This is a genomic window from Methylobacterium trifolii (assembly GCF_022179685.1).
Classification (GTDB): domain Bacteria; phylum Pseudomonadota; class Alphaproteobacteria; order Rhizobiales; family Beijerinckiaceae; genus Methylobacterium; species Methylobacterium trifolii.
Genome location: NZ_BPRB01000056.1, coordinates 1 through 21,742 on the forward strand (window position 1 = coordinate 1; position 21,742 = coordinate 21,742).

The 21,742-nt window shown below is 71.5% G+C and carries 25 protein-coding genes; 16 read left to right on the forward strand and 9 right to left on the reverse strand.

The genetic code is table 11. The features are described from left to right. Nucleotides 1–131 precede the first annotated feature (131 nt). Nucleotides 132–854, forward strand: a complete 723-nt coding sequence (locus COGEMETH_RS04855) for a YggS family pyridoxal phosphate-dependent enzyme (RefSeq protein ID WP_238181478.1) — start codon at nt 132–134, stop codon at nt 852–854. Between the two features lie 24 nt (nt 855–878). Here the strand turns inward: COGEMETH_RS04855 and COGEMETH_RS04860 are convergent, their stop codons facing one another. Together COGEMETH_RS04860 and COGEMETH_RS04865 are read right to left on the reverse strand one after the other, a co-directional pair. Beyond that, complete coding sequence (locus COGEMETH_RS04860; RefSeq protein WP_238181479.1) at nt 879–1,241, reverse strand: MarR family winged helix-turn-helix transcriptional regulator; 363 nt, start codon at nt 1,239–1,241, stop codon at nt 879–881. Between the two features lie 226 nt (nt 1,242–1,467). After that, nucleotides 1,468–2,004 (reverse strand): L,D-transpeptidase family protein, encoded by a 537-nt coding sequence (locus COGEMETH_RS04865; protein WP_373875313.1) that lies wholly within the window; start codon nt 2,002–2,004, stop codon nt 1,468–1,470. Nucleotides 2,005–2,308: 304 nt separating this feature from the next. On the opposite strand from COGEMETH_RS04865, the gene COGEMETH_RS04870 reads away from it, so the two are divergent. The 5 genes from COGEMETH_RS04870 to COGEMETH_RS04890 all read left to right on the forward strand — a co-directional run bounded on the left by COGEMETH_RS04870 (nt 2,309) and on the right by COGEMETH_RS04890 (nt 6,505). Then, nucleotides 2,309–2,992, forward strand: a complete 684-nt coding sequence (locus tag COGEMETH_RS04870) for a response regulator transcription factor (protein WP_238181481.1) — start codon at nt 2,309–2,311, stop codon at nt 2,990–2,992. Nucleotides 2,993–3,077: 85 nt separating this feature from the next. After that, nucleotides 3,078–3,545: a cyclic nucleotide-binding domain-containing protein gene (locus COGEMETH_RS04875; protein WP_238181482.1), complete on the forward strand. Its 468-nt coding sequence runs from the start codon at nt 3,078–3,080 to the stop codon at nt 3,543–3,545. Nucleotides 3,546–3,557: 12 nt separating this feature from the next. Further along, a complete protein-coding gene (locus COGEMETH_RS04880) occupies nt 3,558–4,748 on the forward strand; it encodes a 2-methylaconitate cis-trans isomerase PrpF family protein (protein ID WP_238181483.1) in 1,191 nt (396 codons plus the stop codon). 37 nt (nt 4,749–4,785) lie between these two features. Further along, nucleotides 4,786–5,628: a 2,3,4,5-tetrahydropyridine-2,6-dicarboxylate N-succinyltransferase gene (dapD, locus tag COGEMETH_RS04885; RefSeq protein ID WP_238181484.1), complete on the forward strand. Its 843-nt coding sequence runs from the start codon at nt 4,786–4,788 to the stop codon at nt 5,626–5,628. Between the two features lie 16 nt (nt 5,629–5,644). Beyond that, nucleotides 5,645–6,505, forward strand: a complete 861-nt coding sequence (locus tag COGEMETH_RS04890; RefSeq protein ID WP_238181485.1) for an alpha/beta fold hydrolase — start codon at nt 5,645–5,647, stop codon at nt 6,503–6,505. Between the two features lie 3 nt (nt 6,506–6,508). On the opposite strand, the gene COGEMETH_RS04895 is transcribed toward COGEMETH_RS04890, so the two are convergent. Then, nucleotides 6,509–6,940: a hypothetical protein gene (locus COGEMETH_RS04895; RefSeq protein WP_238181486.1), complete on the reverse strand. Its 432-nt coding sequence runs from the start codon at nt 6,938–6,940 to the stop codon at nt 6,509–6,511. Next, on the reverse strand, nt 6,937–7,503 hold the full coding sequence (locus tag COGEMETH_RS04900; protein ID WP_238181487.1) for a hypothetical protein: 567 nt from the start codon (nt 7,501–7,503) through the stop codon (nt 6,937–6,939). Before COGEMETH_RS04900 ends, COGEMETH_RS04895 begins: the two co-directional genes overlap by 4 nt. A gap of 222 nt (nt 7,504–7,725) precedes the next feature. Between COGEMETH_RS04900 and COGEMETH_RS04905 the strand changes: the two genes are divergently transcribed. The 4 genes from COGEMETH_RS04905 (at nt 7,726) to COGEMETH_RS04920 (ending at nt 10,987) form a co-directional block, all read left to right on the forward strand. Beyond that, nucleotides 7,726–8,598: an acid phosphatase gene (locus tag COGEMETH_RS04905; protein ID WP_238181488.1), complete on the forward strand. Its 873-nt coding sequence runs from the start codon at nt 7,726–7,728 to the stop codon at nt 8,596–8,598. 268 nt (nt 8,599–8,866) lie between these two features. Further along, a complete protein-coding gene (gene lptE / locus COGEMETH_RS04910; protein WP_238181489.1) occupies nt 8,867–9,418 on the forward strand; it encodes an LPS assembly lipoprotein LptE in 552 nt (183 codons plus the stop codon). A 28-nt stretch (nt 9,419–9,446) separates the two neighbouring features. Beyond that, a complete protein-coding gene (gene holA, locus COGEMETH_RS04915) occupies nt 9,447–10,475 on the forward strand; it encodes a DNA polymerase III subunit delta (protein WP_238181490.1) in 1,029 nt (342 codons plus the stop codon). A 179-nt stretch (nt 10,476–10,654) separates the two neighbouring features. After that, complete coding sequence (locus COGEMETH_RS04920; RefSeq protein WP_238181491.1) at nt 10,655–10,987, forward strand: BrnA antitoxin family protein; 333 nt, start codon at nt 10,655–10,657, stop codon at nt 10,985–10,987. A gap of 3 nt (nt 10,988–10,990) precedes the next feature. On the opposite strand, the gene COGEMETH_RS04925 is transcribed toward COGEMETH_RS04920, so the two are convergent. The 4 genes from COGEMETH_RS04925 to mnmG form a co-directional block, all read right to left on the reverse strand. After that, a complete protein-coding gene (locus tag COGEMETH_RS04925; RefSeq protein WP_238181492.1) occupies nt 10,991–11,893 on the reverse strand; it encodes a ParB/RepB/Spo0J family partition protein in 903 nt (300 codons plus the stop codon). A gap of 195 nt (nt 11,894–12,088) precedes the next feature. Continuing rightward, nucleotides 12,089–12,907 carry a ParA family protein gene (locus tag COGEMETH_RS04930; RefSeq protein ID WP_238181493.1) on the reverse strand — a complete coding sequence of 273 codons (819 nt, stop codon included), beginning with the start codon at nt 12,905–12,907 and terminating at the stop codon, nt 12,089–12,091. Next, nucleotides 12,904–13,533, reverse strand: coding sequence for a 16S rRNA (guanine(527)-N(7))-methyltransferase RsmG (gene rsmG, locus COGEMETH_RS04935; RefSeq protein WP_238181506.1), 630 nt, complete (start codon nt 13,531–13,533; stop codon nt 12,904–12,906). The genes COGEMETH_RS04930 and rsmG overlap by 4 nt, the downstream gene beginning before the upstream one ends. A gap of 126 nt (nt 13,534–13,659) precedes the next feature. Further along, nucleotides 13,660–15,549, reverse strand: coding sequence for a tRNA uridine-5-carboxymethylaminomethyl(34) synthesis enzyme MnmG (mnmG, locus tag COGEMETH_RS04940; RefSeq protein ID WP_238181494.1), 1,890 nt, complete (start codon nt 15,547–15,549; stop codon nt 13,660–13,662). 603 nt (nt 15,550–16,152) lie between these two features. Between mnmG and COGEMETH_RS04945 the strand changes: the two genes are divergently transcribed. After that, nucleotides 16,153–16,299 (forward strand): hypothetical protein, encoded by a 147-nt coding sequence (locus COGEMETH_RS04945; RefSeq protein ID WP_238181495.1) that lies wholly within the window; start codon nt 16,153–16,155, stop codon nt 16,297–16,299. Nucleotides 16,300–16,613: 314 nt separating this feature from the next. Here COGEMETH_RS04945 and mnmE read toward each other — a convergent pair whose 3' ends face one another. After that, the gene (gene mnmE / locus COGEMETH_RS04950; RefSeq protein WP_238181496.1) at nt 16,614–17,921 is read right to left on the reverse strand and encodes a tRNA uridine-5-carboxymethylaminomethyl(34) synthesis GTPase MnmE; all 1,308 of its coding nucleotides are present in this window, start codon (nt 17,919–17,921) and stop codon (nt 16,614–16,616) included. A 213-nt stretch (nt 17,922–18,134) separates the two neighbouring features. Between mnmE and bla the strand changes: the two genes are divergently transcribed. From bla to COGEMETH_RS04975, 5 genes are all read left to right on the forward strand, one after another. Next, entirely contained in the window at nt 18,135–19,022 is an 888-nt protein-coding gene (gene bla, locus COGEMETH_RS04955) for a class A beta-lactamase (RefSeq protein WP_238181497.1), read from the forward strand. A gap of 8 nt (nt 19,023–19,030) precedes the next feature. Then, nucleotides 19,031–19,504 (forward strand): aminoacyl-tRNA deacylase, encoded by a 474-nt coding sequence (locus COGEMETH_RS04960; RefSeq protein WP_238181498.1) that lies wholly within the window; start codon nt 19,031–19,033, stop codon nt 19,502–19,504. Nucleotides 19,505–19,594: 90 nt separating this feature from the next. Continuing rightward, nucleotides 19,595–21,067: a glucose-6-phosphate dehydrogenase gene (zwf, locus tag COGEMETH_RS04965; protein ID WP_238181499.1), complete on the forward strand. Its 1,473-nt coding sequence runs from the start codon at nt 19,595–19,597 to the stop codon at nt 21,065–21,067. Then, on the forward strand, nt 21,064–21,387 hold the full coding sequence (locus COGEMETH_RS04970) for a hypothetical protein (protein ID WP_238181500.1): 324 nt from the start codon (nt 21,064–21,066) through the stop codon (nt 21,385–21,387). Before zwf ends, COGEMETH_RS04970 begins: the two co-directional genes overlap by 4 nt. Before the next feature lie 136 nt (nt 21,388–21,523). Beyond that, complete coding sequence (locus COGEMETH_RS04975) at nt 21,524–21,721, forward strand: hypothetical protein (RefSeq protein ID WP_238181501.1); 198 nt, start codon at nt 21,524–21,526, stop codon at nt 21,719–21,721. Nucleotides 21,722–21,742 lie beyond the last annotated feature (21 nt).

The following is a 21,742-nucleotide window of genomic DNA, read 5'->3' on the forward strand; positions in this document are numbered from 1 at the left end:
CGGAGGCGGGCGCCGGCGATTGAGGCCGAGCAGAAAGTAAGGGCAAGCGCGTTCACGCGATCGCCCTGGAGCCTGGGCTTGCGGCGCGCGTTCCGGCTGGTAGGTCCGGCCTGTTGGATCGAGGAAGCCGAATGACGGACGTTGCCACACCCTCCCCCACGGACAAGCCGCCGGTCGGCCAGGCCGACGTCGCCGCAGGGCTGGCGGAGGTGTTGGCCGGCATCCGCCGGGCGGCCGAGGATTCGGAGCGGGATCCCGCCGGCGTGCACCTGATCGCGGTCTCGAAGACCGTGCCGGCCGAGCACATCCTGCCGGCGCTGGAGGCCGGGCAGCGCCTGTTCGGCGAGAACTACGTGCAGGAATCCAAGGCCAAGTGGCCGGCGCTGCGGGAGCGCTACCCGGACGTGGAGCTGCACTTCGTCGGGCCCCTGCAATCGAACAAGGCGCGGGAGGCGGTGGAGCTGTTCGACGTGATCCATTCCCTGGACCGGCTGTCGCTGGCGGCCGCGCTCGCCAAGGAGATCGCCCGCAGCGGCCGGACGCCGAAGCTGCTGATCCAGGTCGATACCGGCGACGAGCCGCAGAAGGGGGGCGTAGCGCCCGACAAGCTCGACGCACTCCTCGCGGAGTGCCGCGACACGCACGGGCTGGCGATCAACGGCCTGATGTGCATCCCGCCCGCCGACGACCCGCCCTCGGCCCATTTCGCCCTGCTCGCGGGCATCGCGGCCCGGCACAACCTGCCGATCCTGTCGATGGGCATGAGCGCCGACTATCCGGCCGCGATCCAGATGGGCGCGACCCATGTCCGCGTCGGCACGGCGATCTTCGGGGCGCGCACGCCGAAGGTCTGAAACCGGCCGCGCGGCGGCGGCCGGTCAGGCCCGTCCGACGACCCGTGCGAGCGAGAGCCGCAGGGAATCGGCCTCGGTCGCGCCGTACTGCGCCTCGAAGGCGGTCTGGGCCCGCCGCCACGGGATGCGGGCGGCTTCGAGGCGCGCCGCGCCTTCCGGCGTGAGCTTGATGCAGCGGGTGCGCGCGTCGCGGCCGGGGCCGTTATGGACCAGACCGTCGCGCTCCAGGGGCCGCAGGGTCCGGCCCGTCGCGGTGCGGTCCATCACGAGGTGGTGGGCAAGCTCGTGCACGGCCATCGGCCCGTATCGGTCCAGTTGGGCGAGGATGGCGTACTGGGTGGCGCGCAGGCTGACCGCCACAAGATGCCGATCGTAGAGCTGCGTCATCTGTCTTGCCGCTTGACGCACCGCCAAGCAATGGCAAGGCGACGGGGGAATTGGCTGCATCGACGGTCTTTCAGGCATTCGTGGAGCGGACCGTATGGAACAGGCGATGTAAAGCGATCATCCATAGCGATCACGATGGAACGGCGACGACGAAACGTCATCGTCATACCCTTAGCCGACCGGCTGCCATCATGGCCACGTGCCTGCCGGCTTTCCGTCCGTTCGATCAGCCGATCCGCAGGCGCGTGCGGGGGCCGACCCGGCGCAGCAGCCGCAGCAGGTCCGACCGCTCGAGGGCGACGCAGCCCTCGGTCGGGCGATATCCCGCCCGCGCGACGTGCAGGAAGATCGCCGAGCCGCGGTCCGGCCGGATCGGGCCGCGGTTGTAGTCGAGGTCGATCACCACGTCGTAGAGGCCGTCCGCGCGCCACATCGCCTCGGCGCTGACGCCCGGTGCCGGCAGGCGGATCGGCCGGTTGTAGCGCCGGTCGCGCGGGTCGTCGCACCAGCCGTCATGGGCTCGCGTCGGGCGCAAGGGGAGGGCCGTGGCGGGCCGGTGGCCCAGGCTGTCGGGGCGGAAGCGACCGCCCCGCAGGCGGAAGCTGCCGTGGGGCGAGCCCCCGTCGCCCTCGCGCTTGCGCCGGACGATTCCCCCCGCACCGAGCGCGCAGGCGATGACGCTGCCCCCTGCCAGGAGCCGGCCGCGCCGCCGGTCGCCGGCAAGCGCATCGACCCGGAGGCAGGCCAGGGTGGTCGGCACCATCTTGGGCCGGGTAGGTCTGCGCGTCATTCCAACCTCTCGAATCCCCGTCCGGAGCGCATGATAAGCCGGCAATCTAAATCCGGGCGCCTGGAAGCGGTCCAATCCGGCACCGAAAGGCGTGACGAATTGCGCACAAACCAATTCCCGGCGGCGAAAAGAGCCTTATTCTGGTGCATATGCTCGGGCGGCTCGTGTTCGGGCCATGGGAGCGACGACGCCTCGGGCATCGGTTTTCCTTGACGGGAACCGCGTCCCTCCCCCATGGCCCGGACCCGATCGTGCCCTGCCGAGAGCCCGACGGACGATGAACGTCTACCGCCTGCTGATCTGCGACGACGACGCTATCCTGCGCGAGACCCTGACGGAACAGCTCGACCTGCACGAGGAGTTCGTCGTGGTGAGCGAGGCGAGCGGGGCCCAGGCGATCGCCCGCGTCGGCGACGAGCGCGTCGACCTCGCGGTGATGGATGTCGGCCTGCCCGACATGGACGGGCGCGAGGCGGTGCGGGTGATGCGCCGCAACGGCTTCCGCGGGCCGGTCATCATGCTGACGGCGCAGGATTCGGAGGCCGACACCGTCGAAGGGCTGGAGGCGGGGGCCAACGACTACGTCACCAAGCCATTCAAGTTCGCGATCCTGCTGGCCCGCATCCGCGCGCACCTGCGCAGCCACGAGGCCAGCGAGGACGCGATCTTCCAGATCGGCCCCTACACCTTCCGGCCCGGCGCCAAGCTGCTGATCGGCGAGCGCGGCTCGAAGCTGAAGCTCACCGAGAAGGAGACCGCGATCCTGCGCTTCCTCTATCGCGCCGGGCGCGAGGTGGTGGGCCGCGACACGCTGCTGGCCGAGGTGTGGGGCTACAACGCCCAGGTCACCACCCACACCCTGGAGACCCACATCTACCGCCTGCGCCAGAAGATCGAGCCGAACCCGGCCATCGCCGCGATCCTCGTCACCGAGGGCGGCGGCTACAAGCTGCTCCCCTGATTTTTTGGATTTCGGGCCGCTGGCCGTCGTACGGGCGGCGCCGTTGGGCTAAGGCTCCGATGGTGCTGACGGCCAGAGGTTCGCGTTGGGGCTCGACGACGACATTGCGATCCTCGCCGCCGCGCCGCTCTTCGGCTTCTTCGAGCGCGACGCCCTGCGCCTCCTCACCTTCGCGGCCGAGCGGCGCAGCCTCGGTGAGGGCGACCTGCTCTTCGCCCGCGGCGATCCGGCCGACGGCGGCTTCGTGGTGATGTCGGGCACGATCCGGCTGGAGCCCCGCATCGCGGGGGGCGGGCCGGTCACGGCCGGGCGCTCGGCGCTGATCGGCCAGCTCGCCCTGTTCGTGCGCGGGGAGCGCCCGAGCGACGCGCGGGCCGCCGCCGCCGCCGAGGTGATGCGCATCAGCCCGACCCTGATGCAGCGGGTGCTGCAGGAGTTTCCCAAAGCCGCCGCCGCGATCCATGCCGCCCTGGCCGACGACCTCACGGGCCTGAGCGCCGGCCTGGAGCGGGTGCGGGCGATGCTGGAGAGCCGGACGCCGGAGCCTTCATAGGGAGCGCGCGCGATGACCCTCACCACGGTCCCTGCCGTCTTCATGCGCGGCGGCACCAGCAAGGCCCTGATGCTGCACCGGCGCGACGTGCCCCGCGACGTCGCGGAGTGGGAGCCGCTGTTCCTGTCGGCCATGGGCAGTCCGGACCCGTTCGGCCGCCAGCTCGACGGCATGGGCGGGGGCGTGTCCTCCGTGTCCAAGATCTGCATCGTCGAGCGGTCCGAACGCGCGGACGCCGACGTGGACTACACCTTCGTCCAGGTCGCCGTGCGCGAAGGCCGGATCGACCTGTCGGGCAATTGCGGGAACATGCTTTCGGCGGTCGGCCCGTTCGCGGTGGACGAGGGGCTCGTCCCGGCAGGCGACGGGCCGGTCAAGGTCCGGATCTACAACACCAACACCCGCAAGCTCATCGAGGCGGCCTTCGCGGTCCGCGGCGGCAGGGCCGTCTACGGCGGCGACCTGACCATTCCCGGCGTCACCGGCTCGGGCGCACCGATCCGGCTCGATTTCCTCGATCCGGGCGGGGCGAGCACGGGCCGGCTGCTGCCGACCGGCGCGGTGCGCGGCAGGCTCGACGTCGCCGGGCTCGGCGCGGTCGCGGTGTCGATGGTGGATGCCGCCAACGCCTGCGTCTTCCTCCACGCCGCCGACCTCGGCCTGGCCGGGACCGAATCGCCCGCCGAGCTGGAGGCGGTGCCGGGCCTGCTCGGCCGTCTGGCCCGGATCAGGGCCGCGGCCTCGGTGGCGATGGGAATCGGGCGCGACCTCGACCATGCCGCGACGATCGTCCACGTCCCCTTCGTCTGCCTCGTCGCGCCGGCCCGGGAGGCGGTCACCCTGTCCGGCGCGTCCCTGGCGGCAGCCGACATGGACCTGACGGCCCGAGCGATCTCGAACGGCGTCCCGCACCAGGCTCTGCCGCTCACGGCAACCCTCTGCCTGGCGGTCGCGGCGCGCCTGGAGGGCAGCGTGGTGCATGCCGTCGCCGGCCTCTCGGGCGGGGCGGGCCTGCGGGTCGGGATGCCCTCGGGCGTGCTGACCGCCGACGCCGCGGTCTCCCGCGACGGGGGTGTCTGGCGTGCGAGCCGGGGCTCGTTCTTCCGCACGGCGCGGCCGCTGATGAAGGGCGCGGTCTTCGCCGAGGCCGCCGCCCCGGTCCGAGACGCGCCCTCAGGTGACAGAGCGGGCGGCCCCTTGTAAGCACGGGCTCCGTCGAACAGCCCCTCCCGGAAGACCCATGTCCCACGCCGATCTCGCGCGCACCATCGAAAACGCCTGGGACGAGCGCGCCGCCATCGATACCGCCACCCGCGGACCCGTGCGCGAGGCCGTCGACGAGGCCCTGGACCTCCTCGATTCCGGCAAGGCGCGCGTAGCCGAGAAGGTGGACGGCGACTGGCAGGTCAACCAGTGGCTCAAGAAGGCGGTGCTGCTGTCCTTCCGCCTCAACGACATGGCGCCGATCTCCGGCGGCCCCGGCGGCGCGCCGTGGTGGGACAAGGTGCCCTCGAAGTTCGAGGGCTGGACGGACGCAGAGTTCCGCACCGCGGGCTTCCGCGCCGTGCCGGGCTGCTTCGTGCGGCGCGGCTCCTACATCGCGCCGGGCGCGGTGCTGATGCCCTCCTTCATCAATCTCGGGGCGCGGGTCGGCAAGGGCACCATGGTCGACACCTGGGTGACGATCGGCTCCTGCGCCCAGGTCGGCGACAACTGCCACATCTCCGGCGGGGCCGGCATCGCCGGCGTGCTGGAGCCGCTCCAGGCCAACCCGGTCATCATCGAGGACAACTGCTTCGTCGGCGCCCGCGCCGAGGTCGCCGAGGGCGTGATCGTCGGCGAGGGCAGCGTGCTCTCGATGGGCGTCTATATCGGCGCCTCGACCCGGATCGTGGACCGCACCACCGGCGAGGTCTTCTACGGCCGCGTGCCGCCCTATTCCGTCGTCGTGTCGGGCACCATGCCGGGCAAGCCCCTGCCGGACGGCTCGCCCGGACCGGGCCTGTACTGCGCCGTCATCGTCAAGCGGGTCGATGCCGGCACCCGCGCCAAGACCGGCATCAACGAACTCCTGCGCACCTGACGCGCCGGATTCCGCGATGGCCGCCGGGCGCACCCTCGACCTGACCGTCGCCGGGTGCAGGGTGCCGACCCCTTGCGACACGATCGGGCAGGGCCGCGAGGCCCTCCTGCTGCCGGCGCTCTCCACCATCTCGGCCCGGGCCGAGATGCGCGGACTGGCGCACGAACTCGCCCGCGACCATCGCTGCCTCGTGCCGGACTGGCCGGGCTTCGGGGACCGGCCGCGGGCGCGGCTGCCCCTGAACCCGGAGAGCCTGAACGCCTTCCTCGACGCGCTGATCGCGGCCGCCCCCGGCCCCTATGCCCTTGGCGTCGCGGCGGGCCACGCAGCCGGCTATCTCGTCGCCGCCGCCCGCCGGCATCCGAAGACCTTCGCACGGATCGTCCTGGTGGCGCCGACGTGGCGCGGCCCCCTGCCAACCGCGATGGGACCCGACCGGAAGCCGCTGTTCGCCCGCCTGCGTCGCCTGGTCGAGACGCCGATCCTGGGTGATGCCCTCTACCGAATCAACATCTCGCCCCCGATCATCGGGCGGATGATGCGCGCCCACGTCTACGCCGATCCGGCCCACGTCACGCCGGGGGTAATCGCCGAAAAGCACGCCGTCACCCGGCAGAGGAACGGACGCTTCGGCACGGCCGCCTTCGTCACCGGCGGCCTCGATCCCGTCGAGACGCGCGCGGATTTCCTGCGGTTGTTTGCCGGCACGATACCGCCGGTCCTGATGCTGAGGCCGGAGCGCGCGCCGCGCCGCTCGGGCGCCGAGATGGACGCCCTGGCGGCGAGCGGACAGGTGCGGTCCGTCTCCATCCCCGGAGCGCTCAGCCCGCACGAGGAGTATCCGGAGGCGGTGGCCGCCGCGATCCGGGGCGGGTGATCCTCAGATCGGCGGATAGGTCGACGGCATCGCGATCACGCCGCGGTGATAGGGAAAGCGGGCGCGCTGGAGCGGGTCCGGCCCCGTGAAGATCAGGCGGGCGCGAAAGGCGACCGGGCTGACGCACAGCAGGTAGCCGCGCAGGGGCCGTTCGTCCGGCACGAACAGGGCGGTCGTGAGATAGCGGTCCCGGTGTCTGACCCAAGCCGGGATCGGCAGGTTCCAGCGCCGCGCCAGATGTTCGCCGACGCCGCCGACGAAAGCATCGGCCTGCCTGTCGCCCAGCAGGCCCGGCTCGTCCCCGATGAAACCGGCTTGGCGGATGGTGTCGCCGTCGGCACCGTAGAAGGCGTCGAGGAACTCACTCAAGTGGTGGTTCCAGTCGGGGTCCCGGCGGGTCCGTTCGACGACCTCATGGAGCGTGTGCGGCCTCATGGCCGACCGTCGGCAAGCACGGCTCCGAAGCGTGACAACGCCTCTTCGGGCGGGTCTTCGTCATAGATCGAGACGTAGAGCCGCGTCAGCGCCTCGCGGTCCGTGATTCCGAGATGCGCTGCCAGCGCCCGTGCATCGGTCAAGTCGCGCGTACCGCGGTCGAGGTTGCGCAGAGCCTGTAACTTCATAGCCAACAGGTAGTGTGGTGCGGCAATGACGGTCCGCAGACCCGGCGCGGTGCCGGAGGGATAGCTGCCGGACAGGGCGAACAGGGTATCGTCCTCGGTCAACGGCGTGAACATGCCCACGGCGTTGTTCAGCCAGTCCGGCTCGATGCCCATCCGTTCAGCGACCCGTAGCACCGAAGGCCCCAGAGCCGCCGCGTCGTAGCCCTCACGTACGACCGCATCGACATCCTCGGTCGCCCGCCGCCATGCGAACTGCAGCATCAGCGCCCCACCGCCATAGACCGCCAGTTCGACGAACACCCCCCTTTCCGCGAGGTCGGCCCCGAGCATCTCGAAAGCCCGCAGGAGGCGGTCACGATCGAAGGGTATGGCCACACGATCTCCTTCGGCGAGAGGCGTGATCCGACGCGATGTGGTCAGGCACGGCTCCAATCTAAAGACGGCGACACCGATTATCCTGGTGCGGCCGGGACTTGAAGCGACGGCGATATCGTTAACGGATCGGCCCGCAGCCCACCGGGCGTACATGGTCATATCCCGGTCAGCCATGCCACGGTATGGCTAGCCTCGACCGTCCCGCGCGACCCCACGGACCCGATGTCCCGCTCCCTGCCCCTCGCCACCCTCGCCCTCGCGGCGCTCCTCGCCCAGCCGGCCTTCGCCGAGCCCACGCCGCCGCGCCCGGCCCCGCCGCCGGAGACCGCGGCCCCGTCCCTCGACAAGGATACGCTGCGGCCCGAGAAGCCGGCCCACAAGCCCTATCTCGGCGAGGCGGTCGCCCCGGACACCGTCAAGATCCTGCCGCCGCCGCCCGCGAGCCACTCGACCCTGGAGGCTGCCGACCGCACCGCCTTCAACGCGACCCGCGCCCTCAAGGGCAGCCCGCGATGGGACATGGCCGCCAACGACGTGGCCGAGGGCGCGGCCGCGATCCTCGAGACCTTCGCCTGCGTGCTCGGCACCCGCATCGACCAGACCCGCGTGCCGGCGGTGATCAACCTGTTCGAGCGGGCCCGCCTCGACGTCGCCCGCGCCACCCGCGGCCCGAAGGTGCATTACCGGCGCCTGCGCCCCTTCGTCGGCAACGAGGCGCCGATCTGCGTCCAGCGGACGCAGATGCTGGCCGACAGCTTCAGCTACCCCTCCGGCCATGCCGCGCAGGGCTGGGCCTTCGCCCTGATCATGGCCGCCCTCGTGCCCGAGAAGGCCACGCCCATCCTCGCCCGCGGCCGGGCCTACGGCGACAGCCGGGTCATCTGCGGCGTGCACTGGCTGAGCGACGTGGCGGCCGGGCGCACCAACGGCTCCTCGGCCTTCGCGGCGCTGCTGGGCGACGCGACCTTCCGGGCCGACATGGAGAAGGCGCGCGCCGAACTGGCGAAGGCGCTCGCGGGCAGCAACGCGGCCCCCGACCAGGCCGTGTGCACGCGCGAATCCACAGCCCTGCGGGAGCCGGCCCTGGAGTTCTGAAGCTGTCTTGAATCGCGGCAGCGTCGCTATCGACGCGGCCTCCTTCAAGCCGGCCACCGTGATTGAAAGCCCGATCTGCCCGCCGGTCGTTTTCGGACCGGAGAGCCGGGATGACGGGCCCCCGGCCCGGCTTTCGCGCCGGGCGTGGATCGTCCACCCCACTCTCGCCGCAGAGGAATCGTAACGGTTGGCGTGCATGCTCGTGGCGCGGGGCCTCGCCCACGCGCTAAAGAGCGGTTCGGGATCGAGTCGGGACGGCGGCGGGCTGATGAAGCGTTCGGACGGACGGAGAGCGGTGGCGGGGACGATCGGGCGGGCGGCCTGCGTCGTCGCCTTGGCGTTCAACCTCTCGGCCTGCTTTCGCCCCCTCTACGGGCCGACGGCCTCGGGCGAGTCGATGGGGGCGCTGCTCGCCGGCATCCAGGTCGACGAGATCGCGATGGCCCAGGGGCAGGAGCGCATCGGCCATTATCTGCGCAGCGAGCTGATCTTCGGTCTCGACGGCTCGGGACAGCCGGCGCCGAAGCGCTACCGCCTGAAGATGCAGGGCAGCGAGGTCATCCAGACCCCGATCGTCTCCTCCACCACCGGCCGGGCGGAGGCCGGGACCATCGTGGCCAACGTCAAGTTCAGCCTGGAGAACCTCGACGGGACCAAGGTCGTCACCGACGGCGTCGCCACCTCGACGGCCACCTACGACCGTTCGGTCCAGCGCTTCGCCAGCCAGCGCGCCGCCCGCGACGCGGAGATCCGGCTGGCCAAGGTGCTGGCCGACCAGATCAAGACCCGCATCGCCTCGGTGCTGTCGGCCAAGCCGTGAGCGGCCCGTCCCGGATGGGAATCGCGCCTTGACCGTCGTCAAGGCGGGCGAGGTCGAAGGGTTGCTCCGGCGCGGGCCCGATCCGCGCATCCCCGTGATCCTGGTCTACGGGCCCGATACCGGCCTCGTGGTCGAGCGCGCCAAGCGCTTGGCCGAGAGCTTCGTCGACGACCCCAACGACCCCTTCGCCCTGGTCAGGATCGACGGCGACACCCTCGCCTCCGACCCCGGACGGCTCGCCGACGAGGCCGGCACGGTCGGGCTGTTCGGCGGGAAACGCACGATCTGGGTGCGCCCCGGCAGCCGCAACTACGCGCCCGCCGTCGAGGCCGTCCTGAAGGCGGAGATCGCCGACACCCGCATCGTGGTCGAGGGTGGCGACCTCGCCAAGTCCGCGCCCCTGCGAACCCTCTGCGAGAAGTCGCCGCGGGCGCTCGCGATTCCCTGCTACCCGGACGACGAGCGGGCGCTCTCCGACCTCATCGAGCGGACCCTGGAGGCGCGCGGCCTGCGCATCGCCCGCGAGGCGAGAGAGACCCTGAGCCGCAGCCTCGGCGGCGACCGGCGCGCCAGCCTGTCGGAGATCGAGAAGCTCGCCCTCTACGCCCACGGGCAGGGGAGCGTGAGCCTCGACGACGTGGAGGCGGTGGCCAGCGACGTCGCCGCCAGCGTCCTCAACACGCTGATCGACGCCGCCTTCGACGGGCGCGGGGGCGCGGTCGAGCGCGACTACCGCCGCTTCCGGCACGAGGGCCTCGACCCGTCGATGATGCTGGGCTCGGCCCTGCGCCACGCCCTGACCCTGCTCGCGACCCGGCTGGACAACCCGGACAAGAGCCCGAGCCTGATGGCGGCCACGTGGCGCGGCCTGCACTTCAAGCGGAAGGCCAGCATCGAGGGGCAGCTCGGGCGCTGGGCGCCCGGCGCCCTGCGGCAGGCCGTCCAGATCCTCCAGGATGCGATCCTGGCCTGTCGGCGGGCCGACCCGGAGCTCGCCCACGCGCATGCCGGCGCCGCCCTCCTGCGCATCGCCGAGGGTGCCCGGCGGCGCGGGTGATACCGGTCCCCGGACACACAGGCGAGACACGGCCGTTCCAGCCGCTCGGGCTTCCATCCTGGAGGGGCAGCCATGCCGTTTCCCGAGCCGGGGCGGATGACGATGAAGGAGCGCCTCGCGGCCCTGGTGCCGGGGCTGCGGCGTGACCGTACCCGCGAGCCGAGCGGAAAGGAGACTCCATGACCAAAGCCAAGACTGAACTTCCGCCGCTCACCGATGCGGACGAGGCGCGCATTCAGGCCGGGATCGCGAGCGATCCGGACAATCCGGAATGGACCAAGGAGGATTTCAGGAACGCCGTCCCGTTCAAGGATGCGTCCCCGGAACTCTACGCCTCCTGGCTGCGTCAGCGCGGTCTCGATGACACCGCCGCGACTGAGCGCGTGACCCTGACCCTCGATCGAGCGGTCCTGGACCGTTTCCGCGCCACCGCGCCGGGCTGGGAGGCGCGGATGCACGGCGCCCTTCGGCACGCCGCCGGCGCGCTTCCCCGAAAGCTCCCGGCGGCGTGAGGCTCACTCCGCGTCGGAGACCTGGAATCGGCGGAGGAGGGCGTCGAGTTCCGCGGCGGTGCCGTAGCGGATGCGGATCTCGCCCTCCTCCGGGCTCTTGGCCTTCAGGCTGACGCCGACGCCCAGCGCCTGCGCCAGGCGCCGTTCCAGGCCGCGGATCTCGGGGGTCTGGCCCGCGGCGCCCCGCGGACGGCCGGGACGGGGGCGGTCCCGCGCCTCGTCCTGCTCGGCCGTGGCGATGGCCTCGACGTCGCGGACCGAGAGCCCCTCCTCCACGATGCGGCGGCCGACGCCTTCGGGATCGCGCACCGATAGCAGGGCGCGGGCATGCCCCGCGGTGATCTCGCCGGCGATGACCCGCTCTTGGATCACGGCAGGCAGGTTCAGCAGGCGCAGGGTGTTGGCAAGATGGCTGCGACTCTTGCAGATGATCTCGGACAGTTCCCGCTGGCTGTAGGAGAACTCGCTCATCAGGCGCTCGTAGCCGGTGGCCTCCTCGATGGCGTTGAGGTCGGCACGCTGGACGTTCTCCAGGATCGCGAATTCGAGGGAGGCGCGGTCGTCGATCTCGACCACCACCACCGGCACCTCGTCGAGCCCCGCGCGCTGCGAGGCCCGCCAGCGCCGCTCGCCGGCCACGATCTCGAACGTGCCCGGCACGTCGGCCAGCGCGCGTGCGACGATCGGCTGGATCACGCCGCGGGCCCGGATCGAAGCGGCGAGTTCGTCCAGTTCCTTCTCCGAGAAGCGCCGGCGCGGGTTGCGCGGGTTCGGGCGCAGGAACTCCACCGCCACCCGGCGCTGCGGCTGGACCGCCTTGGCCGTCTCCCCGCCCGAATCCCCGAAATCGCCGATCAGGGCCGCGAGCCCGCGCCCCAGCCGGGGCCGCGCCACCTCATCCGCCATCGCACCCACCCGTCCTGACTCCGCTACACATACGCATGTCTTCCCCTCGCCCTTGCGGGGAGGGGTCAGGGGTGGGGGTGGTGCAGAAGGCACCATCGCGCTCGATCCGGCACCACCCCCACCTCCGGCTCCTCCCCGCAAGGGGGAGGAGAGGCGCCAGCCTCCCGAACCGGTCTTCTCCCGGAGAAAGGTCTATCACGCCGCCACCGGCACCCGGCCCTCGCGCTGGATCACCTCCGAGGCGAGCCGCAGGTAGGCCTGGGAGCCGGCGCATTTCAGGTCGTAGAGCAGCACCGGCTTGCCGTGGGAGGGCGCCTCGGAGACGCGGACGTTGCGGGGGATCATGGTCTCGTAGACCTTGTCGCCCATGAAGCCGCGCACGTCGGCGACCACCTGTGTCGAGAGGTTGTTGCGCGGGTCGAACATCGTCAGGACGATGCCCTGGATGGTCAGCCGCGGGTTGAGGGCGCCGCGCACCTGCTCGACGGTGCGCAGGAGCTGGCTCAGGCCCTCCAGCGCGAAGAACTCGCATTGCAGCGGCACCAGCACGGCGTCTGCGGCCGCCAGCGCGTTGATGGTGAGCAGGTTGAGCGAGGGCGGGCAATCGATCAGGACGTAGGTGATGTCGGGCGACACGCCCCGCAGCACGTTGCGCAGGCGGTGCGAGCGGTCGGGCATCGCCGCCATCTCCAGTTCCAGCCCGAGCAGGTCCATGGTCGAGGGGGCGACCGAGAGGCGCGGCACCGCGGTCGGCACCACGGCCTGGGCGAGCGTGGCCTCGCCCGCCATCACCTCGTAGGTCGAGACCCGGCGCGCGCGCCGGTCGATGCCGAGGCCGGTGGAGGCGTTGCCCTGCGGATCGAGGTCGATCACCAGCACCTGCTCGCCGATGGCCGCCAGCGCCGTGCCCAGATTGATCGCCGTGGTGGTCTTGCCGACGCCGCCCTTCTGGTTGGCGAGCGCCAGGATGCGCAGGGGCCGAGCCGGGGGAGGGGTGGGGGCGTCGCTGGTCATGGGCTCACGGGAGCGAGGGCTGTGACGCGGACGATCCGGGCCGACGACTCGGTTCGGCTCGGAAGCAGCGCGTGGCCGACTCTCCACCGCGCTGCGGCAAGGGTCAATTCCGCTTCGACCTCGCGGCCCTTCGGAAACAGGCCGGTGGTGCCCGTTGTCAACAGCGGCTCGGTCCAGGCCAGGAGTTGGTCCAGAGGAGCCAGCGCCCGCGCGCAGACCACGTCCACGCCCCGGTGCCGGTCGATCACCGCCTCGATGCGGGCGTTATGGACGGTGGCCGGCGCCCCGGTCAGCCGCGCCGTCTCGGTGAGGAAGGCGCATTTGCGCGCGTTGCTCTCCACCAGATCGACGGTGATGCCGGGGCCGCCGGCGATGGCCAGGATCAGGCCGGGGATGCCGGCACCGGAGCCGAGGTCGAGCCAGGTCCGGGCCTCGGGCGCCAAGGCGAGGAGTTGCAGACTGTCTGCGACGTGGCGGGTCCAGACTTCGGCCAGCGTCGCCGGACCGACGAGGTTCTTGATCGACTGCCAGCGCCGGAGTTGCGCCACGTAGAGGTCGAGCTTCTGGGCTGTTTCACGTGAAACACCGGCCTGCGCCAGGACGCGATCACGGTCCGGATCGGTCATGGCCACGGGGAGAAAGCCCTCGGAAACGCGGAAGCCGGCTTCGGAAGGCTTCGGAAGAGGCTTCGGAAGAGGCTTCGCAAGGCTTCGAAGCGCGCCTCGACGGCCTCGTGGCCGGTCCGAACAGGATCAGACGGCATCGGCGTTCACCCCCGCCCGGCTCCCCCGCCGGGCATGGGCGGCAAGCAGCGTCAGGGCCGCGGGCGTCACGCCCTCGATCCGGGCCGCTTGACCCAGGGTGCCGGGGCGGACGGTCTCGAGCTTCAGGCGCATCTCGTTGGAGAGCCCGGAGATGCCGGCATAGTCGAGTCCGACCGGCAGGCGCACGGCCTCGTCGCGGCGGAAGGCGGCGATGTCGGCGCCCTGGCGGTCGAGATAGACCGCGTAGGTCGCATCCGTCCGCAGCCGGTCGGCGATGCGCGGCGAGACCTCTGCCAGTTCCGGCCAGACGGCGGCGAGCCGGGACCAGTCGAGTTCGGCGTAGGACAGGAGCTGGAAGGCGCTGCGACGGATGCCGTCCTGATTCAGGCCGATGCCGTGCGCACGCGCCTGCATCGGCGTGAGGCTCAGAGCGTCGAGCCGGGCGCGGGCCGCCGCCAGTTCCTGCTGCGAGCCGGCAAAGTGCGCGGCGCGGCGGCCGCCGATGCATCCGAGGGCGAGGCCGCGCGGGGTCAGGCGCTCGTCCGCGTTGTCGACGCGCAGGGAGAGCCGGTACTCGGAGCGCGAGGTGAACATGCGGTAGGGCTCGCTGACCCCGTGGGTGACAAGGTCGTCGATCATCACGCCGAGGTAGGATTCGGCCCGGTCGAACCGGGCCGCCTCCTGCCCTCCGGCCGAGCGGGCCGCGTTGAGCCCGGCCACCAGCCCCTGGCCGGCCGCCTCCTCGTAGCCGGTGGTGCCGTTGATCTGGCCGGCGAGGTAGAGGCCGGGCAGGCGCTTGGCCTGGAGGCCGGCATCGAGTTCGCGCGGATCGACGTAATCGTACTCGATGGCGTAGCCCGGCCGCACGATGCGGGCATGCTCCAGGCCAGGGATGAGGCGGATCATGTCGTGCTGCACGGCCTCGGGCAGCGCCGTGGAGATGCCGTTCGGGTAGACGGTCGGATCGTCCAGGCCTTCGGGTTCCAGAAAAATCTGGTGGCCCTCGCGGTCGCCGAAGCGCACCACCTTGTCCTCGATCGAGGGGCAGTAGCGCGGCCCCCGGCTGCCGATCGCGCCGGAATACATCGGCGAGCGGTGCAGGTTCTCGCGGATCAGGTCGTGCACGGCCTTCGTCGTGCGGGTGATGCCGCAGCGGATCTGTGGCGTGGTGATCTTATCGGTGAGCGTCGAGAACGGCACCGGGTCGGCGTCCGCGTCCTGCATCTCCAGGTCGGACCAGTCGATGCTGCGCCCGTCGAGGCGGGCGGGCGTGCCGGTCTTGAGGCGCCCCAGGCGAAAGCCCAGCCGGTCGAGGGTCTCGGCCAGCCCCACGGCCGGGGCCTCGCCGACGCGGCCCGCGGGGATGCGGGTCTCGCCGATATGGATCAGCCCACGCAGGAAGGTGCCGGTGGTCAGCACTGCGGCGGCGCAGGACAGCGCACGCCCGTCGCCCAGCACGACACCCGCGACGCGACCCTGCCGGATCGCGAGGTCCTCGCAGGTCCCCTCGACCACGCGGAGCCCGGCCGTCTCGGCCAGAGCCGCCTGCATCGCGGCCGCGTAGAGCTTGCGGTCGGCCTGGGTGCGGGGGCCGCGCACCGCCGGGCCTTTGCGGCGATTGAGCAGCCGGAACTGGATGCCGGCGGCGTCCGCCACCAGGCCCATCAGCCCGTCCAGGGCATCGACCTCGCGCACGAGGTGGCCCTTGCCGAGCCCCCCGATCGCCGGGTTGCAGGACATCGCCCCGATGGTCTTCTCGGATTGGGTGACGAGGGCCGTGCGGGCGCCGCAGCGGGCGGCCGCAGCGGCGGCCTCGACGCCGGCATGGCCACCGCCGATGACGACCACGTCGAAGCTCTGGGACGCTGTGTCGGACATGAGCGCGTGATTACGCGTGGGGGCGCATCACGGTCAACGCAATCCGGCGGTGCCTGCTTGCGGAGCAGGTGTGCTCGGATTTGCGGCGCTGGATACGGGCGGATCGCGGTGGTGGGCCATGACGCAGAGACCGAAAGCTGCCCACTATCGGCGTCCCGCTTTCCGATTCCGAAACGCCGCATGCGCAGCCTCGACATCGTCTCCCAGCAATCGAAGGTCATTCGAATCATCGACGCCCGATAGAGCCTTCACCTCGATGTACTGCCGAGCAGTCGCGAAGGAGCCATTCAATGGCCGCTTGGATTTCCAGAAGTCTCCTTCGAGGCTTCCGCTACGCGAAAGCATCTCGGGATGTGGTTCTCTATTGGGACAGACTGGCTTTTCTGCCAAATATATCGATCAATGATCGAGACCGAAAATCAAAGGACTTTCAGAGCAGCATCCGACCTTAGCCCAACGCGGCAGGGACTATATATCACTCCGGAAGCTTGGCATCGGCTTTGCTTGACGATCGGTTAACGGACAGCGCCGTCCGGCCCGCCATCGGCGGGTTGTGGTGAAGTCGCAGACCTCCCTATGCGAGGGCGACGACCGGAGACGACGATGCACATCGTGGCGATCAGCATGGGCGCGCTCTGCTGCGCGAGTGGGGCGCTGGCCCATTTCATCGACACGACGAAGCGGAGAGAGGGCATTTTTGGGCTGGCAGGCCTCGGCTTCCTGCTGACCGGGATGTTCCTCAGCCGCTGATGAGGACGAGGGTTTTCACGTGAAACATTCGGCGTGAGCCTGTCTAGGTCTCTCCCTCCCCCGCAGAGGCTATCGTATTCACACATCGCTTTCGGGACGTGCTCCGGCCGCGACCACAGGCCTCTCCTCCCCCTTGTGGGGAGGAGCCGGAGGTGGGGGTGGCGCAGGAGGCACCGATACGCTCGATCCTGAACCAACCCCCACCCCTGACCCCCCACAAGGGGGAGGGGAAACCGCGTTCCGGAACAGAGGCTTATCCGGCCGCGGACGGTGTGTGAATCCGGTTGCCCGCAAAGGCGGAGGGCACCCGCGCCTCACTTCCCGATGCAGAACCCGGCGAACAACCGGTCCAGCACGTCCTCGACGCCCACATGCCCGCCCACCTCGCCCAGCGCGCGGGCGGCGAGACGGAGATCCTCGGCGACGAGTTCCGGCATGTGACGCGCGGCGCCCTTCGCCACGCGGTCGAGATGGGCGACGCAGCGCGTCAACGCCTCCCGGTGCCGCTCGCGGGTGACGAGGGCCTCGCCTCCGCCGAGCGCGCGCTCCGCCTCCGCCTGGATCGCATCGAGCAGCGCCGGCAATCCGTCGCCGGTGAGGCCTGAGACGGACAGGCCGTCCCTTCCCCCCTCGGTGAGATCGGCCTTGGTGCGCACGTACAGGACGCGGCCGGCCAGGGGCGGCAAGGGGAGGGGGTCCGCGCCGGGCGGCGTCAGGGCCAGGACGAGGTCGGCCTCCACTAGTCGCGCGCGCGTGCGCCGGATGCCCTCGGCCTCGAGCATGTCCTCCGTCTCCCGCAGGCCCGCCGTGTCCACGAGCAGCACCGGCAGGCCGCCGAGGTCGAGGCGGACCTCGATCGTGTCGCGCGTTGTGCCGGGGCGCTCCGAGACGATCGCGGCCTCGCGCCGGCTCAGGGCGTTCAGGAGGGTGGATTTGCCGGCGTTCGGTGCGCCGGCCAGCACGATGCAAAAACCCTCACGCAGGCGCTCGCCCCGCCGGCCGTCCGCCAGCGCCAGGGCGACGGCGTCGCGCAAGGCGACGGCGCGGGAGAACAGCCCAGCGTCGAGGGCCGCGTCGTCCACGTCGCCCTCGTCGGAGAAATCCAGTGCCGCCTCGGTGGTGGCCAGGCAGTCGATGGCCTCCGCCCGCCAGGCCGCGACCTGGCGGCCGAGCGCCCCGTCGAGCTGGCGCAGGGCCTGGCGGCGCTGGGCCTCGGTCTCGGCCTCGATCAGGTCGGCGATGCCCTCGGCCTCGGTCAGGTCCAGACGCCCGTTCAGGACCGCCCGCCGGGTGAAGGCCCCGGCCTCGGCCGGGCGGCAGCCGGGAAAGGCGGTAAGCGCGCGGATCACGCCCGCCCGCACCGCCGCGCCGCCGTGCAGGTGCAGCTCCGCCATGTCCTCGCCGCTGAAGGTGGCCGGCCCCGGCAGGAACGCGACGAGGGCGCGGTCCAGGACCGCGCCGTCCGCGGGGTCGCGCAGGGTCCGGAGCGACAGCCGACGCGGCGCGGGGAGGGGGCCGGAGAGCGCCGTCAGCAGGGACGCGCAGGCCGGCCCGCTGATCCGGATCACCGCCACCGCGGCCCGCCCGAAGCCGCTCGCCGGGGCGAAGATGGTGCTGGTCATGGGGGTTCCTCGGTCGGGCAGGGATAGACCGAAGCGCGGCGTGGCTCACCCCTCTGGCAGACCGAAATCGACGGCTGGCCGATTCCGGATGGCTCGCGGCACGCATATGGGCCTCTCTCTCCTCCATGTAGGGCCTCGTTCGTCTGGCCGGACGCCGGATCGGGCGGTATGACGGCCCCCTTCGGAGACCGATCGCCGCCAACGGGAGTCTCAATGCAGCCCTGGACCCGCCGCCAAGCCTGCCTCGGCCTCGGAAGCGTCCTCGCGCTCGCGCCGGGCCTGTCCCGCGCCGCGGACTCCCTCGCCGCGGCGCAGGCGGGGATCGGCGAAATCGAATCCGGCCTCGGCGGGCGGGTCGGCGTGGCCGTGCGCGACACCGGGACGGGCCGCGCCCTGCTGTACCGGGCCGACGAGGCGTTCCCCCTGTGCAGCACCTTCAAGATGCTCGCCGCAGCCGCGATCCTGGCCCGCGTCGATGCGGGCGCCGAGCGCCTCGACCGGATCGTGACGTACGACAGGGCCGGGCTCGATGCCTACGCCCCCGTCACCGGCGCGGCGCTCGATGCATCGGGCACGGGCCGGATGGCGCTGGGGGCGGTCTGCGAGGCGGCGCTCGTCTGGAGCGACAACACCGCCGGAAACCTGATGCTGCAGGCGCTGGGCGGACCGCCGGCGCTGACCGCGTGGCTGCGCGGGATCAGCGACCCGGAAAGCCGCCTCGACCGGACCGAGCCGGACCTCAACACCGCCATCCCGGGCGACCCGCGCGACACCACGCGACCGGCCGCGATGCTCGCCGACCTGCAGGCGATTCTCCTGGGCGACGCCCTGTCGCCGGCGGGACGGGAGCGGCTGGAAGGTTGGATGGTCGCAGCCCGCACCGGCGGCAAGCGCCTGCGGGCCGGGCTCCCGCCGGACTGGCGCGTCGGCGACAAGACCGGCACGGGCGACAACGCCACCGCCAACGTCGTCGCGATCCTGCGCCCGCCCGGCCGCGCGCCGATCCTGGCCGCACTCTACATGACGGGCTCGGATTCGACTCCCGCCGCGCGCGATGCGGCCCATGCCGCGATCGGGCGTCTGATCGCCGCGACCCTCTGACGATCGCAATGGCTAAGACCACCCGCGCCACTCAGGCCCTCGACCGGGCCGGCATCCCCTACAGCCTGCATGCCTACGCCTACGATGCGGACGCCCCGCGCATCGGCCTCCAGGCCGCCGAGGCCCTGGGTGTGCCGCCGGGCGCCGTGCTGAAGACCCTGATGGCCGCGGTGGACGGGCGGACGGTCTGCCTGCTGGTGGCCTCGGACAGGGAGGTCGGGATGAAGCGGGTGGCCGCCGCGTTCTCGGGCAAGTCCGCCTTCATGCTGAAGCCGGCCGACGCGGAGCGCATCACCGGCTACGTCGTCGGCGGCATCAGCCCCCTCGGCCAGAAGCGCCCGGTGCCGACGGCCATCGATGCCGGCTCGATCGCAGCGGGCGGAGACATCCACGTGAACGGCGGCGCGCGCGGCCTCCAGATCCGCATCGCGGTCGCGGACCTCGTCTCGGTGCTGGGCGCGCAGGTGGTGCCGCTCGCCTGAGGCGTGTGGCGAAGGTCTTGCGATCCGGTATAAGCCGGGTCGCCGCCGCGCCTGGCCTTCATGCACGCTGCACGCACACGGGAGCCGCCCTTGGCCACCATCATCCCCGTCGCCTCCTTCGATTGCGTCGTCTTCGGCGCAACCGGCGACCTGACCACCCGCAAGCTGCTGCCGGCCCTGTTCTACCGGTTCCAGGACGGGCAGATTCCGGGCACGAGCCGGATCATCGGCGCCTCCCGCTCGGAGCTGACGGTGGAGGCGTTCCGGGAGCGGGCGCGCGATGCCCTCAAGCGCTTCGTGCCCGCCCAGGACATGAAGCCGGGGGTGCTCGACGCCTTCCTCGAACACCTCGACTACGTCGCCGTGGACGGCTCGGGCGAGGAGGGCTGGACCGACCTCGTGGCCAAGCTCGCCGAGCGGCCCGACCAGGTCCGGCCCTTCTACCTCGCCACCTCGCCGGACCTCTACGGCGCGATCTGCCGGAATCTGGCGGCGCACGGGCTGATCGGCGAGCGCTCCCGCGTCGTTCTGGAGAAGCCGATCGGCAAGGACCTCAAGTCCGCCCGCGCCATCAACGACGCGGTCGGCGAGGTGTTTCCGGAGGAGCAGATCTTCCGCATCGACCATTACCTCGGCAAGGAGACGGTGCAGAACCTGCTGGCGCTGCGCTTCGCCAACACCATCTTCGACCGGCTCTGGACGGCGGACGTGATCGACCACGTCCAGATCACGGTGGCCGAGACCGTGGGCGTGGAGGCGCGCGCGGGCTACTACGACACCTCCGGCGCCCTGCGGGACATGCTGCAGAATCACATCCTGCAGCTCCTCTGCCTCACCGCGATGGAGAGCCCGCTCAACCTCGACGCCAACTCCGTGCGCGACGAGAAGCTCAAGGTGCTGCGCGCCCTCAAGCCCATCACCGCCCAGGACGTGCAGCAGGTCACGGTGCGCGGCCAGTACGCGGCGGGTGCCGTCGACGGGCAGCCGGTGGGCGGGTATCTGGCCGAACTCGGCCACGAGAGCCGCACCGAGACCTTCGTAGCCTGCAAGGTCGAGGTGCAGTCCTGGCGCTGGGCGGGAGTGCCGTTCTACCTGCGCACCGGCAAGCGGATGCCCAACAAGCTCTCCGAGATCGTGGTGCAGTTCCGCGCAGCCCCCTTCTCGATCTTTCCCTCCGACGCCTTCGGCCGCGAGCCCAACCGCCTCGTCATCCGCCTCCAGCCGCAGGAGGGCATGAAGCTCGAAGTGATGACCAAGGACCCCGGCCCCGGCGGCATGCGCCTGCGCCCGACCAACCTCGACATCTCCTTCGAGGAGACCTTCAAGCAGCGCTACCCGGACGCCTACGAGCGCCTGCTGATGGACGTGGTCCGCGGCAACGCCACCCTGTTCATGCGCCGCGACGAGGTGGAGGTGGCCTGGGCCTGGGCCGACAGCCTGCTCAAGGCCTGGGGCGACCGCCCGGAGGCACCGCGCCCCTACCCCTCGGGAAGCTGGGGCCCGACCTCGGCCATCGCCCTGATCGAGCGCGACGGGCGAACCTGGCACGAGGAGATCCGGTGAGGCGGCCGGCCCTCCGCGCCGGCCACTTCGCTGTCCCTGTCGCCGCCCTCCTGGCCCTCGCGCCACAGCCGGGGCTGGCCCAGGGCCGCCCCGACATCACCACCATGACCTGCGCCGCCGCCGCCGGCCTCGTCGCCCGCAGCGGCGCCGTCGTGATGACGACGGGCCCCGGCACCTATGCCCGCATCGTGCGCGACGCCGGCTTCTGCACCATCGAGACCTCGACCCGGCCGGATTTCGAGGCGGCCCGCGACGACCCGAGATGCTTCGTCGGCTATGCCTGCGTCGATCCCTTCAGCGAGGGGCGGGACGGCCCCTGAGGGCTGATCCCGGCCGCCCAATCTCGCCGCCGCGTCGCCTTGTTCCCGCCAAGGCGCCCCCGGAAGGTGCCACCGTCAAACGGTCCGCCGCCGTCCCGGGAGAGGGCGCGGGCGGCCGCAAGCGGGGGCCCGCACCATGCTCGACATCGATACCGCATCGGCCTCGGCCGAACGCCGCCTGGAGCGCTCCGTCGCGGCGACCCTGCGCGTCATCGCCGCCGCCCACACGGAGCGGCAGGCGCCCCCGGTCCACGCCGCCCGCCGGCATCTCGGCGAGGTCTACGGCGCCACCCGCCTGCGCAAGCGCATGGAACGGGACCGCGCCTCGGCCTGAGCGGCGGCATTGTGCCGGAAC

Excerpts from the sequence above, each read along its gene's own strand:
- COGEMETH_RS04855 (WP_238181478.1), top strand. The coding sequence starts at position 132 with ATGACGGACGTTGCCACACCCTCCCCCACGGACAAGCCGCCGGTCGGC.
- COGEMETH_RS04860 (WP_238181479.1), bottom strand. The coding sequence starts at position 1,241 with ATGACGCAGCTCTACGATCGGCATCTTGTGGCGGTCAGCCTGCGCGCC.
- COGEMETH_RS04865 (WP_373875313.1), bottom strand. The coding sequence starts at position 2,004 with ATGGTGCCGACCACCCTGGCCTGCCTCCGGGTCGATGCGCTTGCCGGC.
- COGEMETH_RS04870 (WP_238181481.1), top strand. The coding sequence starts at position 2,309 with ATGAACGTCTACCGCCTGCTGATCTGCGACGACGACGCTATCCTGCGC.
- COGEMETH_RS04880 (WP_238181483.1), top strand. The coding sequence starts at position 3,558 with ATGACCCTCACCACGGTCCCTGCCGTCTTCATGCGCGGCGGCACCAGC.
- dapD (WP_238181484.1), top strand. The coding sequence starts at position 4,786 with ATGTCCCACGCCGATCTCGCGCGCACCATCGAAAACGCCTGGGACGAG.
- COGEMETH_RS04890 (WP_238181485.1), top strand. The coding sequence starts at position 5,645 with ATGGCCGCCGGGCGCACCCTCGACCTGACCGTCGCCGGGTGCAGGGTG.
- COGEMETH_RS04895 (WP_238181486.1), bottom strand. The coding sequence starts at position 6,940 with ATGAGGCCGCACACGCTCCATGAGGTCGTCGAACGGACCCGCCGGGAC.
- COGEMETH_RS04905 (WP_238181488.1), top strand. The coding sequence starts at position 7,726 with ATGTCCCGCTCCCTGCCCCTCGCCACCCTCGCCCTCGCGGCGCTCCTC.
- lptE (WP_238181489.1), top strand. The coding sequence starts at position 8,867 with ATGAAGCGTTCGGACGGACGGAGAGCGGTGGCGGGGACGATCGGGCGG.
- COGEMETH_RS04920 (WP_238181491.1), top strand. The coding sequence starts at position 10,655 with ATGACCAAAGCCAAGACTGAACTTCCGCCGCTCACCGATGCGGACGAG.
- COGEMETH_RS04925 (WP_238181492.1), bottom strand. The coding sequence starts at position 11,893 with ATGGCGGATGAGGTGGCGCGGCCCCGGCTGGGGCGCGGGCTCGCGGCC.
- COGEMETH_RS04930 (WP_238181493.1), bottom strand. The coding sequence starts at position 12,907 with ATGACCAGCGACGCCCCCACCCCTCCCCCGGCTCGGCCCCTGCGCATC.
- rsmG (WP_238181506.1), bottom strand. The coding sequence starts at position 13,533 with ATGACCGATCCGGACCGTGATCGCGTCCTGGCGCAGGCCGGTGTTTCA.
- mnmG (WP_238181494.1), bottom strand. The coding sequence starts at position 15,549 with ATGTCCGACACAGCGTCCCAGAGCTTCGACGTGGTCGTCATCGGCGGT.
- COGEMETH_RS04945 (WP_238181495.1), top strand. The coding sequence starts at position 16,153 with ATGCACATCGTGGCGATCAGCATGGGCGCGCTCTGCTGCGCGAGTGGG.
- mnmE (WP_238181496.1), bottom strand. The coding sequence starts at position 17,921 with ATGACCAGCACCATCTTCGCCCCGGCGAGCGGCTTCGGGCGGGCCGCG.
- bla (WP_238181497.1), top strand. The coding sequence starts at position 18,135 with ATGCAGCCCTGGACCCGCCGCCAAGCCTGCCTCGGCCTCGGAAGCGTC.
- COGEMETH_RS04960 (WP_238181498.1), top strand. The coding sequence starts at position 19,031 with ATGGCTAAGACCACCCGCGCCACTCAGGCCCTCGACCGGGCCGGCATC.
- COGEMETH_RS04975 (WP_238181501.1), top strand. The coding sequence starts at position 21,524 with ATGCTCGACATCGATACCGCATCGGCCTCGGCCGAACGCCGCCTGGAG.